Consider the following 14,676-nt stretch of genomic DNA (forward strand, 5'->3'; position numbering starts at 1 on the left):
GTTGCTTGTCAGGTCCCCTTCGCGAGCAAGCTCGCTCCCACAGTGAGCAAGGGCGTCCACACAATCTGCGCTCACCCGGAAACCTGTGGGAGCGAGCTTGCTCGCGAAGAGGCCAGCCAAAGCAACGCAGACTACCGCTGCATGCCCCAACGCTTCACCGTCACCCGCTCCAGCGTGTCGAACACCAAATTCTCCACCAGCAAACCAATCAGAATCACCACCGCCAACCCGGCAAACACTTTGTCGGTGTACAGCTCATTACGATTCTGAAAAATGTACCAACCCAATCCACCCTTGCCGCTAGTCGCGCCGAACACCAGTTCCGCCGCGATCAAGGTGCGCCAGGCGAACGCCCAGCCGATTTTCAGCCCGGCGAGAATCGACGGCAGCGCCGCCGGAATCAGGATGAACAGGACAAAACGCATGCCCTTCAAACCGTAGTTTCGACCGGCCATGCGCAAGGTTTCCGAGACGCCGAGAAACCCCGCATAAGTGTTGAGCGCCAGCGCCCACAACACGGAGTGAACCAGCACAAAAATCAGGCTGTTCTGCCCCAGTCCAAACCACAGCAACGCCAGCGGCAGCAGCGCAATCGCCGGCAGCGGGTTGAACATCGACGTCAGCGTACTGAGCAAATCGCGACCCAGTTGCGTCGAAACTGCCAAGGTGGTCAGGGCGAAGGCCAGCACGATGCCGATCAGATAGCCCTTGAGCAGTACCACCAAAGAAATCCACACTTTACCCAGCAACTCGCCACTGAGTAGACCCTCGTACAGCGCATGGCTGGTCTGCACGAAACTCGGCAGCAGCAGATCGTTGTTCTGCACTCGGGCAACGATTTCCCACAACACTGCGAGCACGATCAGGATCAGGCTTTTACGCAGCCAGCCCTGTTGCCACAGCCGTTGGCCGAGGGCCAATTCGCGCTCGACCGGGACACTGGTCAGCGGCTGCAGAACCGTTTCGAATTCTTGACGCACAGATGATGAATGGCTCATCGGGTGATCCTCCTGGCCGCTCAATAAGCGATGCGAATGTCATTGAAGTCGAGTTCACGCTCGGTTTCCGGCGACTGCCCCTCGTCGAACAACAGTCGATGAATTCGTCGTGCAGATTCCTGAAACGCCACGCCGCCAAGGCTTTTCAGATCGTATTGATGACTGTGCACTTCGGCCCGCACGCGCCCCGGATGCGGCGACAGCAGCAGGATGCGATTGCCGACCACCAGCGCCTCTTCAATCGAGTGAGTGACGAACAGCAAGGTGAAACGCACCTCCTCCCAGAGCAGCAGCAACTCCTCCTGCATCTTGCGGCGGGTCAGCGCATCCAGCGCGGCGAACGGCTCGTCCATCAGGAGGATTTTCGGCTGCATCGCCAGTGCTCGGGCAATCGCCACGCGCGCCTTCATGCCACCGGACAAGGTATGCGGATAGGCATCGGCGAACGCCGCCAGACCGACCTTTTCCAGATAGTGCAGCGCACGTTCTTCAGCGTCCTTTTTCTTCAAGGTTCGCGAGGCCAGCAGCGGAAACATCACGTTCTGTTTGACGGTTTTCCACGGCGGCAGTTGATCGAACTCCTGGAACACCACGATCCGGTCAGGGCCCGGCGCATCGACGCGCTGGCCTTGTAAACGGATCTCGCCTTCGCACGGCCGGATGAAACCGCCAACGGCTTTGAGCAGTGTGGATTTACCGCAGCCGGAGGGGCCAAGCAATACGAAGCGATCCTGCTGATCAACGTCGAAACTGACTTGATGGGTGGCCCGCACAACACGTTGCGGCGTGCGGTATTCGAGGCTGACTTGGTCCACCGCCAGCAGCGCTTGCGTGCGGGCGATCGGGTTGCTGGCCACGTGGCCTTGCAAAGGGGCGTTCATGTCGATCAGCTCCCTTGCAGCGGTTTGGCGTCCTGGAAGAAATAATCCTTCCACGATTCAGGTTTGTTTTTGATCGCGCCGACGCGGTAGAGGAATTCAGCCAGTGGATACGTATTTTTCGGCGTGACGCTGAATTCGAACTGCGGGTTGTCGATGATTTTCAGCAAGGCTGCGCGGTCGATTTTGGCTTTGGTCACGCGGATGTAGGTGTCGGCCGCCGCGCCTTTATCGTTCTGGGCAAATTGCGCCGCTTCGGTCAGTGCTTCAACGAAGGCTTTGTAGGTTTTCGGGTTTTCGTTGCGGAATTTCTCGGTGGCAAACAGCACCGTCGGCGAGTTCGGGCCGAGCAGGTCATAGGTATTCAGCACGACATGCACGTTGGGGTTTTCCAGCGCCTGATCCTGGAACGGCGGGTTGGAGAAGTGTCCGGTCAACTCGGTGCCGCCAGCGATCATCGCCGCCGTCGCGTCCGGGTGCGGGACGGCGATGGTGTACTTGTCGAGGCGATTGAATTCCTTGTCGCCCCACTGCTTGGCTGCCGCGTATTGCAGGAAGCGCGACTGCACCGAAACGCCAACCGCCGGCACTGCGATGCGGTCCTTTTCGGTGAAATCGGCAATGGTTTTCACCTTGGGATTATTGCTCACCAGGTAGTAAGGGAAGTTGCCTAGCGAAGCCACTGCTTTGACGTTCTGCTTGCCGTGGGTGCGATCCCAGATAGTCAGCAACGGGCCGACACCGGCGCCGGCAATGTCGATGGAACCGGACAGCAGCGCATCGTTAACCGCCGCACCACCGGAGAGCTGCGTCCAGTCGACCTTGATATCGATACCTTCCTGTTTGCCGTACTTCTCGATCAAGCCTTGATCGCGCACCACATTGAGCAACAGATAAACGATGCCGAACTGCTCGGCGATGCGGATTTCACCTTCGGCGTGGGCCACGGTCGGCGCGACAAGGCTACCGGCGATCAGGCTGAAGCCGAGGCCAATGGCAGCGGCCAACGGTGCAAATGGAAGACGTTTGGACATGATCGAATCTCCGGCGAATCAGAAAGGTGCGTCGCCCTGAATGGTCGTGCGATACAGCTTGCGGCGCAGGTGCGTTGGGCAGCCGGCGGCAAGGTGGATCAGCGAGCGGTTGTCCCAGAACACCAGGTCGTGGGGCTGCCACTGATGGCGATAGATGTTTTGCGGCAGGACGCTGTGGGCGTAGAGTTCTGCCAGCAGTTGCTGACTTTCGTCATCCGGCAGACCGACGATGCGCGTGGTGAAGCCCTCGCTGACGAACAACGCCTTGCGACCGTTTTCCGGGTGAGTGCGCACCACCGGGTGCACCACTTCCGCGACCTGGGCAAGTTGCTCCGGAGTCAGGGTCGGGCGCCAGTTGCCTTCGAATTTGGTTTCGCTATAACGCGCGGTGTAGGAATGCGCGGCGAAGCGTCCCTCGACCGCTTTGCGCAGCGCTTCGGGCAAGCTGTTCCAGGCTTTATGCATGTCGGCAAACAGGGTGTCGCCGCCCTCGGACGGCAATTCCTGCGCATGCAGCATTGAGCCGAGGCTTGGTAGTTCTTTATAAGAAAGGTCGGAATGCCAGAACTTGCCGGCGTCACCCAGACCGATGTTCTGGCCGTTCTCGACGATGTTGGAAACGATGAGGATTTCCGGGTGGTTGGCCAGCAGGAACTGTTTGAGCACGTGGATCTGCAATACGCCGAAGCGGCGACTGAAGTCGATTTGCTGTTGAGGGGTGATGCGCTGGTCGCGGAAAACCACGACGTGGTGATCCAGATGCGCACGGTGAATGCGCACGAAGTCCTGATCGTTAACGGGACGGGTCAGGTCGAGGCCGATGATCTCGACGCCGACGGCACCGCTGAACGGGCGAATGTCGAAAGTTTGCGGCGCAGCGATCGCGGCGCTTGAAGTGGCAGTAGCTGCGGACATCAATAATCTCCCACGCACGGCACGCTCACAGGGCGCGCACGTCGATCAGAAACTCACGCTGGATTGCGTGTTGGTTCAGGTCGTGCGGCGCGCCGATTGGTCGGCAGGTACGCAGGGGAGTGACTTTATAGCTATAAGAAAAGGAAATTAAATACCGTTAGCGAATAACGATATGGCGAATGGCGAGGAATGGGATTGGGTGGTGAGTGACGTTTTGTGTCAGTTCTGGGCGAAATGTGACGGTTTCACTGACGCCTTCGCGAGCAAGCTCGCTCCCACAGGGATTTGCGGTTAGAGCACGATTATGTGTTCACACAAAAACCTGTGGGAGCGAGCTTGCTCGCGAAAGGGCCAGTAAAACCACTGAAGATCTAGCGCTCGTGCAACGCCTCGGCCCGCGCGCGAATGATCGGCTTGAGCAGATAACTCAGCACCGACTTCTTGCCGGTGATGATATCCACCGATGCCACCATGCCCGGGATGATCAGCAATGGCTTCTCATCGGTGCCCAGGTGGCTGCGATCGGTGCGCACCTTGATGATGTAGTAAGTGGTTTTCTTGTCTTCGTCGGTGATGGTGTCAGCGCCGATCTGCTCCAGCTGGGCTTTCAGCCCGCCGTAAATGGTGTAGTCATAGGCGGTGAATTTCACTATCGCTTCCTGCCCCGGATGCAGGAATGCGATGTCCTGCGGACGGATCTTGGCTTCGACCAGCAAAGTGTCATCCAGCGGTACGATTTCAACCATGTCGCTGCCCGGCTGAATCACCCCACCGATGGTGTTGACCAGCAATTTGTTGACGATGCCGCGCACCGGCGATGTAACTAGCGTCCGGCTGACGCGGTCTTCCAGCGCCTTGCCGGTGGCCTGGGCCTTGTTCAGGTCGGTGCGCGCTTCGTTAAGCTGGGTGAGCGCGTCGCTGCGGAATTTGCCGCGCGTCTCATCAACCTTGCGCTGCACTTCCTTGATCGCCGACTCGGCGCGCGGGATCGCCAACGTGGTGGCGTCGAGCTGACCACGGGTTTCCACTTCGGCACGCTTGAGCCGCAGCACTTCAACCGGAGACACCGCGCCCTGCGCCACCAGCGGCTCGGACATGTTGATTTCCTGACGCTGCAAACTCAGCTGCTGACGGTATTGCGCCTGCTTGGAGCTGAACTCGCGCAGCTCTTGCTGACGCTGGATCAACTGCTCCTGCAAACCACCGATCTCGTCGTGCAGTTGCTGGCGGCGGCTGATGTACAACGATTCTTCGCTTTTCGCCTGGACGGGAACAGCCTTGACCACGTCTTCCGGGAAACTCAGTGGACGGTCATCGACCTCGGCGCTCAGGCGCTCGACGCGCAGCAACATCGACTGCCGATCGGCCTCGGTTTCGCCGACGTTGGAGGCAAATCGCGTGTCATCCAGACGAATCAGCGGTGCACCGGCCTCAACGATCTGGCCTTCCTTGACGAACAGTTCGGAAACGATCCCGCCCTCCAGGTTCTGGATTTTCTGGATCTTCGACGATGGAATTGCCTTGCCGTCGCCCTTGGTCACTTCGTCGATCACGGCGAAGTTGGCCCAAAGCATAAGGAACACGAAGAAACCGATGATTGCCCAGATGGTCAGGCGCACGACGCGCGGGGCGTCTTCGATCAGCGCCTTGTTGACCTCAGGCAGCGGCTGGCCCTGCAGCGATGCAGTGCCTTTGAAGTAGCGACGGATCGAATCCTTGAAACCCGACTTAAGCAACACTGATCTGCCCCTTCTTCAACGCTTCCATCACCGCAGCTTTCGGGCCGTCGGCGAGAATCTGCCCGCGATCGATCACCAATAGACGATCCACCAGCGACAACAGGGAGGCCCGGTGCGTGACGAGCACCACGGTCTTGTTTTCAATTACCGCTGCGAGGCGTTGCTTGAGGCGTTCTTCACCGGTGTTGTCCATCGCGCTGGTCGGCTCGTCCATCAGCAGGATCGGCGGATTGAGCAACAGCGCCCGGGCCAGTGCGACGTTCTGGCGCTGACCGCCGGACAGGTTCTGCCCACGCTCGCCCACTTGCAGTTCGTAGCCTTGCGGATGCAGGCGGGCGAATTCGTGGACGCCAGCCAGTTCGGCGGCTTGCAACACGAGTTCGTCTTCGACATAACGCGCGCCGGAAACCAGGTTGTCACGCAAGGTGCCGGCCAGTAGCTGGATGTCCTGGGGCACGTAGCCGATGTTGTAGCGCAACTCGCTGACGTCGATCTGGCGAATGTCGACACCGTCCACCAGCAACGCGCCGTCGTCCGGCTGATAGAGGCCAACCAGCAGTTTGGCGAGCGAACTTTTACCCGAGCCGCTGCGACCGATGATGCCGATTTTCTCGCCGGGACGGATCACCAGGTTGATATTCTTCAGCGCCGGGTTCTGTTGTTCCGGGTAGGTGAAGTTGAGCTGGCGGCACTCGATGGCGCCTTGCAGGACCTTGCGGCTCAGCGGGCGCTCTTCGAAATTGCGCTCCTGCGGCAGCTCCATCATCTGGTCCACCGAGGTCATTGTCACTCGCGCCTGCTGATAGCGGGTCAGCAAACCCGACAGCGAAGCCAGCGGGCTGAGCGCGCGGCCGCTGAGCATGTAGCAGGCGATCAGACCGCCCATGCTCAGGTTGCCGGCGATGATCTGGTACACGCCGAAGACGATCATGATCACCCCGGCCAGTTGCTGGATCAGCAGGGTGATGTTCATCGCCAGACCGGAAAGCATTTTCACCCGCAGCTCGAGGCGGCTCAGGGTGCCGATGGTTTGTTCCCACTGGTATTGGCGTTCGCTCTCGGCGTTGTTGACCTTGACCGCGTCGAGGCCGGCGAGGGTTTCGATCAGGCTCGACTGGCGCTCGGCACCGAGTGCCATGGTACGTTCCATGGTTGCCACCAGCGGCTTTTGCAGCGCGTAACCAATCAGCAGTGCAATCGGGAACGCCAACACCGGAATCCACACCAGATGCCCGCCAAGAATGGCGATGACGATGAAGATCAGGATGGTGAACGGCAGGTCGATCAGGCTGGTCAGGGTCAGCGAGGCGAGAAAATCGCGCAGGCTCTGAAATTCATGGATGTTCTGCGCAAAGCTGCCGACCCGCGCCGGGCGATACTTCATCGACATGCCAACGATGCGTTCGAACAGCGTGGCGGAGATGATCAGGTCGGTTTTTTTGCCTGCCAGATCCAGACACAGACTGCGCAGGCTCTTGAGAATCAGGTCGAACATGTACGCGCCGGTGATGCCCAGCGCGAGCACCCACAGGGTGGCTTCGGCCTGGTTCGGCACGACGCGGTCGTAGACGTTCATCACGAACAGCGGCGCGGCCATGGCGATGATGTTGATCAGGAAACTGGCGGCGATGGCATCGGCATACAGCCAGCGCGAACGCTTGAGGGTGTCGCGAAACCACGAGCGTGCGCGCGGGATCAGCGTGCCGTGGTTGACGTCGAATTTGTGCTGCGGTTGGGCGAAGAAAACTTTGCCGATGTAGTCGTCGGCCAGCAGTTCGCGGCTGACCACGGATTCGCCGCCGTCGCTTTCGCTGAGCAGCACCCGAGCTTCGTTGTCACCTTGCCAGCCGAGCAGGACGGCACTGCGGCCTTCCTTGAGCAGCAACAACGCTGGCATGGCAATGGCTGGAATCTCTTCCAGTTTGCGCTGCAGCACCCGTCCTTGCAGGCCGGCGCGAGCCGCCGCGCGGGGCAGCAACTCGACACTCAGACGTTGTTTGGGCAGCGGCAGGCCGGTGGTCAGCATCGCCGCACTGGCGGGTTTCTGATGCAGCATGCAAAGGGCGAGCAGACCGTCCAGCAACGGATCGTCGTGCAACGCGCGTGGATCATGACTGAGATGAACTCGACTGACTTCTGATTCCACGCTCGACACTCTTTAACAGTTGAAAGGGATAACTCAATTCATCCCAGGCAGCTGAACCTTGGGCTTCACGTCGTTCTGCACAACGGATGCCAACGGTGCGACCACTCCCTGGCTTCTGAGCAACTCGCCCATGGTCGCCTTGATTCGATACTGAGTAAATAACTGAATGTTTTTGATTTCAGCCAGACGCCGCGAAGCGGTGAACAACTCGTTTTCGCTGTCGAGCAAATCGAGCAGGGTGCGCTCGCCGAGGCTGAACTGACGCTGGTAAGCGGTGCGCACCGAGGTGCTGTGATCGACGTATTGCTGCGCGATCGGCACCTGAGCGTTGGCGTTATTCAGGGCGTTCCAGGCCAGACCCAGTTCTTCGTTCAACTGGCGCAGCGCGTTATTGCGGATATCCAGCGCCTGGTTCGACAGGTACGACTTGGATTCCAGATCGGCCTTGTTGCTGCCGCCCGAATAGAGGTTGAAGCGCATGCGCAACATGGCCTGCCATTCGTTGCTGTGGCCGTTCTGGCCGTCCAGATCGTTGTCAGCGGTGCGGCCCAGTTCGGCGTCGAAGCGCGGGTAGAACGTCGACTTGGCGGTTTGGTATTGCTTCTCGGCAGCGGCGATATCGGACTCGGCCGACCGCAGGATCGGGCTGTTTTCCAGCATCTGCTGACGCGCTTCATTGAGGTTGGCCGGCATCATCGCAATGAACGGCGCCGGGCGCTCCAGTTGGTCGGGCATCTGGCCAACAGCGCTGAGGAAGTTGGTCTCGGAGTCGGCGAGGTTGGTCTGCTCGGTGATCAGGTTATTGCGCGCCTGAGCCATCCGCGCTTCGGCCTGATCGAGGTCGGCGCCGCTGCCGACGCCACGCTGGGTGCGCAACTGGATCTGGTCATAGATGCGCTGGTGGCTCTTGAGGTTGTCCTCGGCCAGACGCACGAATTCGCGACGGGTCAGTACATCCAGATAAACCTGGGCGACGGTCAGCGCAGTGCGCTCGGAAGTGCCAAGTAAAGAGTAAGCGCGCGAATTAACGGTGGCTTGTTGGCGCCCAACTTCGCTGGAGGTCGCAAAACCGTCAAAAACCATTTGCGAAAGACGTAAACTTGACTCGCTGCGGTTCAGGGTTTCCCAGTGATTGCCGCCGCCGTTGGCGCGGGTGGTCACGCTGTCGGTGCCTTCTCGGCCATAACCGCCCAGCAGATCGACCTTGGGCAGGTATCCACCTTTTGCTGCCCTTAATTGATAATCCGCGGCCAAACGACTGTTGACCCCTGCCTGGATTTCCGGATGGACATCCAATGCCTGTTGCATGGCTTCTGGTAAGGATTGTGCTTGTACGAAAGAGGCGGCGAGAGCGAAGGGTACGGCGATGAAGAGGGGCAAACGCATGGTAATAATTTTCCAGAACTTCTTGTCGTGAATCACAGCAAAGTTTCGCGCTGCGTCGGATGATTGGCTACTGGATTGACCGTATGTCGGAAAGTTCAAAACCGGAACTGGATCACACGCAAAAGGACAGGTCGCCGAGGAATATCAATGTGACATTAGTGGGACGATTGTTTAGGATGGCACCCAGAAGGTCAATAGTTTGGCATAAAGTAAATAGCGAAAGAATATAGCCAAATTATTGACGAAGCACAGCGTCAAACTTGTTTCGCATTTTTTTAAAGTACGTCCAGACTGAAATGGCATCCATGCCTTCAGGTCCATGGAAGTCAACTGAACGTGACACCCGGAGAGTCTTCAATGAGCAGTGTTGTTGCCATCGTCAAAAGCATTGTCGGTCAGGTATTCGTGGTGTCCCCAGAGGGCGTACGCCGCGTACTCGTTGAAGGCGACCGACTGTTTGTCGGCGACCAGATCGACACTGGGCTCTCCGGCGCCGTGTCGCTTGAATTGGTTGACGGTCGCACCTTGGATCTGGGCCGTGAAACCCAGTGGAGCGCCAGCGCACCCGACTCCAGCACTGACCTGGCCGAAGCCACCGCGCAGGCTGCGCCTTCTGTAGAAGAACTGCAGCAGGCCATCGCCGCCGGTGTCGACCCGACTACCGCACTTGAAGCCACCGCTGCCGGCCCGAGCGCCGCAGGCACGGGTGGTGCTGCCGGTGGCGGTCATAGCTTCGTGATGCTTGACGCCACGGCGGGTCGCGTCGATCCAACCATTGGCTTCCCGACCGCGGGCATCAACTCCGGCGCGCAAATCGCCCAGGACACCACGGGTGGCCAGACTACCGACACCACCACCAACGCCCTGCGTGAGTCGACCCTGAGCCTCAGCGCCACGCCGACCATCACCGAAGCCGGCGGCGTGCTGGTGTACACCGCGACGCTGACCCAGGCACCACTCACTGACCTGACCATCACCCTGTCCAACGGCTCGGTGATCGTGATTCCGGCCGGCTCGACCACCGGCACCGTCAACGTGCCGCTGGCACCGAACGACTCCGTTTATAACGACCCGACCCAGATCGACGTGACCGTCACCGGCACCACTGGCGGTAACGGCATCACCGTGACGCCGCCGACCACACCGGCCACGACTCAGGTCACCGACACCATCGACACCACCACCGTCACTCTGACGGCGGGGCCGAGCGTCACCGAAGGTGGGCAAATCACCTACACCGCGACCCTGACCAACCCGGCGCAAACGCCGGTCACCGTCACCTTGTCGAACGGATCGACCATCACCATTGGCGCCGGCCAGACCACTGGCACCGTCAACGTGCCGACCCCGCCCAATGACGTCTATAACAACGGCAGCACCGTCACTACCACCATCACTGGCGCTACCGGCGGCAACTTCGAAAACCTGGTGCCGAACACCACGCCAGCGACCACCACCATTACCGACTCGGTCGACGACACCGGCCTGAGCCTCAGCGCCACCGGCACTGTGGCTGAAGGCGGTTCGATCGTTTACACAGCGACCCTGACTAACCCGGCCGGCACTCCGGTCACCGTGACCTTGTCGAACGGCGCCGTGATCACCATCGATGCTGGCAAAACCACCGGCACCGTGACCGTTCCAGCGCCGGCTGATGACGTTTACAAAGATGCTGGCAAAGTCGAAGCGACCATTGCCACGGCTACCGGCGGCAACTTCGAAAATCTGGTGCCAAGCACCGTTCCAGCCGTTACTGACGTCACCGACACCATCGACACCTCGACCGTCAAACTGACTGCCGATACCTCGGTGGCTGAAGGCGGCACCGTCACCTACACCGCCACCGTTGGTGCGCCAGTGACTGGCTCGCCGGTTGTCGTGACCTTGGCCAACGGTCAGAACATCACCATCGCTGTTGGCCAGACCACCGGCACCGTGACCGCTGCCGCGCCGAACGATGCGCTGGCCGGCAATGCGCCGCTGACCAACTCGATCACAGGCGTTTCCGGCGGCAACTACGAAGACCTCGTGGCCGACAAGACGCCGGTTTCGACCAACGTGACTGATGTCGCTGACACCACCAATCTGTCCTTGAGCGCTACCAACTCGGTCGCCGAGGGTGGTTCAATTACTTACACTGCCACACTGACCAACGCCGCTGGCTCGCCAGTGACCGTGACCCTGAGCAACGGCTCGGTGATCACTATCGAAGCAGGCAAAACCTCCGGCACCGTGACCGTTCCGGCACCTGCCGATGACGTCTATAAAGACGCCGGCAAAGTCGAAGTAACCATCAAGGACGCTGCTGGTGGCAATTTCGAGAACCTCGTTCCGAGCACCGTTCCAGCCGTTACTGACGTCACCGACACCGTCGACACCTCGACCGTCAAACTGACCGCCGATACTTCGGTCGCTGAAGGCGGCACCGTTACCTACACCGCCACCGTTGGCGCGCCAGTGACCGGCTCCCCGGTTGTCGTGACCCTGGCCAACGGCCAGAGCATCACCATCGCTGTTGGTCAGACCACTGGCACCGTGAACTTCATCGCGCCGAACGATGCGCTGGCCGGCAATGCGCCGCTGACCAACTCGATCACCGACGTGAGCGGCGGCAACTACGAAAACCTCGTTGCCGACAAAACCCCGGTCAGCACCACCGTGACCGACACCGTCGACACAACAAACCTGTCGCTCAGCGCCACCAGTTCTGTGGCTGAGGGTGGCTCGATCATCTACACCGCCACACTGACCAACGTTGCTGGCTCGCCAGTCACCGTGACCCTGAGCAACGGTTCGGTAATCACCATCGAGGCTGGTAAAACTACTGGCACGGTGACCGTTCCAGCGCCGACCGACGACGTTTACAAAGATGCAGGCAAAGTCGAGGTGACCATTTCGACCGCCACTGGCGGCAATTTCGAAAACCTCGTGCCAAGCACCGTTCCAGCCGTTACTGACGTCACCGACACCGTCGACACCTCGACCGTCAAACTGACCGCCGATACTTCGGTCGCTGAAGGTGGCACCGTCACTTACACCGCCACCGTTGGTGCGCCAGTGACTGGCTCCCCGGTTGTCGTGACCTTGGCCAACGGTCAGAACATCACCATCGCTGTTGGCCAGACCACCGGCACCGTAACCGCTGCCGCGCCGAACGATGCGCTGGCCGGCAATGCGCCGCTGACCAACTCGATCACAGGCGTTTCCGGTGGTAACTACGAAGATCTCGTGGCCGACAAGACGCCGGTTTCGACCACCGTGACTGATGTCGCTGACACCACCGACCTGTCGCTGAGCGCCACTGGCTCCGTGGCTGAGGGTGGCCAGATCACTTACACCGCAACTCTGACTAACGCCGCTGGCTCGCCAGTTACCGTGACCCTGTCGAACGGCGCCGTGATCACTATCGATGCTGGTAAAACTACTGGCACCGTTACTGTTCCAGCGCCGACCGATGACGTTTACAAAGATGCAGGGAAAGTCGAAGCGACCATTTCCACGGCTACCGGCGGCAACTTCGAGAACCTCGTTCCAAGCACCGTTCCAGCCGTTACTGACGTCACCGATACTGTCGACACCTCGACCGTCAAACTGACTGCCGATACCTCGGTGGCTGAAGGTGGCACCGTCACTTACACCGCCACCGTTGGTGCGCCAGTGACTGGCTCCCCGGTTGTCGTGACCCTGGCCAACGGCCAGAACATCACCATCGCTGTTGGCCAGACCACCGGCACCGTAACCGCTGCCGCGCCGAACGATGCGCTGGCCGGCAATGCGCCGCTGACCAACTCGATCACAGGCGTTTCCGGCGGCAACTACGAAGACCTCGTGGCCGACAAGACGCCGGTTTCGACCAACGTGACTGATGTCGCTGACACCACCAATCTGTCCTTGAGCGCTACCAACTCGGTCGCCGAGGGTGGTTCAATTACTTACACTGCCACACTGACCAACGCCGCTGGCTCGCCAGTGACCGTGACCCTGAGCAACGGCTCGGTGATCACTATCGAAGCAGGCAAAACCTCCGGCACCGTGACCGTTCCGGCACCTGCCGATGACGTCTATAAAGACGCCGGCAAAGTCGAAGTCACCATCAAGGACGCTGCTGGTGGCAATTTCGAGAACCTCGTTCCGAGCACCGTTCCAGCCGTTACTGACGTCACCGACACCGTCGACACTTCGACCGTAAAACTGACTGCCGATACTTCGGTGGCTGAAGGTGGCACCGTCACCTACACCGCCACCGTTGGTGCGCCAGTGACTGGCTCCCCGGTTGTCGTGACCTTGGCCAACGGTCAGAACATCACCATCGCTGTTGGCCAGACCACCGGCACCGTAACCGCTGCCGCGCCGAACGATGCGCTGGCCGGCAATGCGCCGCTGACCAACTCGATCACAGGCGTTTCCGGCGGCAACTACGAAGACCTCGTGGCCGACAAGACGCCGGTTTCGACCAACGTGACTGATGTCGCTGACACCACCGACCTGTCGCTGAGCGCCACTGGCTCCGTGGCTGAGGGTGGCCAGATCACTTACACCGCGACATTGACCAATCCGGCTGGCACGCCGGTGACCGTGACCCTGAGCAACGGCTCGGTGATCACTATCGATGCTGGTAAAACCACCGGCACGGTGACCGTTCCGGCACCTGCCGATGACGTCTATAAAGACGCCGGCAAAGTCGAAGTAACCATCAAGGACGCTGCTGGTGGCAATTTCGAGAACCTCGTTCCGAGCACCGTTCCAGCCGTTACTGACGTCACCGATACCGTCGACACCTCGACCGTCAAACTGACCGCCGATACTTCGGTCGCTGAAGGTGGCACCGTCACTTACACCGCCACCGTCGGCGCGCCGGTGACTGGCTCGCCGGTTGTCGTGACCCTGGCCAACGGTCAGAGCATCACCATCGCTGTTGGCCAGACCACCGGCACCGTAACCGCTGCCGCGCCGAACGATGCGCTGGCCGGCAATGCGCCGCTGACCAACTCGATCACAGGCGTTTCCGGTGGTAACTACGAAGATCTCGTGGCCGACAAGACGCCGGTTTCGACCACTGTGACTGATGTCGCTGACACCACCAACCTGTCGCTGAGCGCCACTGGCTCCGTGGCTGAGGGCGGTTCGATCGTTTACACAGCGACCCTGACTAACCCGGCCGGCACTCCGGTCACCGTGACCCTGTCGAACGGCGCCGTGATCACTATCGATGCTGGTAAAACTACTGGCACCGTTACTGTTCCAGCGCCGACCGATGACGTTTACAAAGACGCGGGCAACGTCGAAGTCACCATCAAGGACGCTACCGGCGGCAACTTCGAGAACCTCGTTCCGAGCACCACGCCAGCGGTGACCGAAGTCACCGATACCGTCGACACCTCGACCGTCAAACTGACTGCCGATACTTCGGTCGCTGAAGGTGGCACCGTCACTTACACCGCCACCGTTGGTGCGCCAGTGACTGGCTCCCCGGTTGTCGTGACCCTGGCCAACGGCCAGAACATCACCATCGCTGTTGGCCAGACCACCGGCACCGTAACCGCTGCCGCGCCGAACGATGCGCTGGCCGGCAATGCGCCG

The 14,676-nt window shown here is 60.1% G+C and carries 8 protein-coding genes; 1 reads left to right on the forward strand and 7 read right to left on the reverse strand.

Annotated elements, in window-relative coordinates; all coding sequences use genetic code 11:
• Nucleotides 1-131: 131 nt before the first annotated feature.
• The 7 genes from ACIQVE_RS08505 to ACIQVE_RS08535 form a co-directional block, all read right to left on the reverse strand.
• Nucleotides 132-998, reverse strand: a complete 867-nt coding sequence (locus tag ACIQVE_RS08505; protein WP_402806708.1) for an ABC transporter permease — start codon at nucleotides 996-998, stop codon at nucleotides 132-134.
• A 20-nt stretch (nucleotides 999-1,018) separates the two neighbouring features.
• A complete protein-coding gene (locus ACIQVE_RS08510) occupies nucleotides 1,019-1,879 on the reverse strand; it encodes an ABC transporter ATP-binding protein (protein WP_402806710.1) in 861 nt (286 codons plus the stop codon).
• 5 nt (nucleotides 1,880-1,884) lie between these two features.
• Nucleotides 1,885-2,910 carry an ABC transporter substrate-binding protein gene (locus ACIQVE_RS08515; protein ID WP_402806713.1) on the reverse strand — a complete coding sequence of 342 codons (1,026 nt, stop codon included), beginning with the start codon at nucleotides 2,908-2,910 and terminating at the stop codon, nucleotides 1,885-1,887.
• An 18-nt stretch (nucleotides 2,911-2,928) separates the two neighbouring features.
• Nucleotides 2,929-3,825 carry a TauD/TfdA dioxygenase family protein gene (locus ACIQVE_RS08520; protein WP_402806715.1) on the reverse strand — a complete coding sequence of 299 codons (897 nt, stop codon included), beginning with the start codon at nucleotides 3,823-3,825 and terminating at the stop codon, nucleotides 2,929-2,931.
• Between the two features lie 371 nt (nucleotides 3,826-4,196).
• Nucleotides 4,197-5,564 carry an HlyD family type I secretion periplasmic adaptor subunit gene (locus tag ACIQVE_RS08525; RefSeq protein WP_402806718.1) on the reverse strand — a complete coding sequence of 456 codons (1,368 nt, stop codon included), beginning with the start codon at nucleotides 5,562-5,564 and terminating at the stop codon, nucleotides 4,197-4,199.
• Nucleotides 5,554-7,710 (reverse strand): type I secretion system permease/ATPase, encoded by a 2,157-nt coding sequence (locus ACIQVE_RS08530; protein WP_402806721.1) that lies wholly within the window; start codon nucleotides 7,708-7,710, stop codon nucleotides 5,554-5,556. The genes ACIQVE_RS08525 and ACIQVE_RS08530 overlap by 11 nt, the downstream gene beginning before the upstream one ends.
• A 33-nt stretch (nucleotides 7,711-7,743) precedes the next feature.
• A complete protein-coding gene (locus ACIQVE_RS08535) occupies nucleotides 7,744-9,096 on the reverse strand; it encodes a TolC family outer membrane protein (RefSeq protein ID WP_402806723.1) in 1,353 nt (450 codons plus the stop codon).
• Nucleotides 9,097-9,453: 357 nt separating this feature from the next.
• On the opposite strand from ACIQVE_RS08535, the gene ACIQVE_RS08540 reads away from it, so the two are divergent.
• The coding region (locus ACIQVE_RS08540; protein ID WP_402806726.1) for a retention module-containing protein at nucleotides 9,454-14,676 on the forward strand (5,223 nt) is incomplete at its 3' end.

It is taken from the genome of Pseudomonas sp. NPDC098747 (genome assembly GCF_044760045.1).
Taxonomy (GTDB): domain Bacteria; phylum Pseudomonadota; class Gammaproteobacteria; order Pseudomonadales; family Pseudomonadaceae; genus Aquipseudomonas.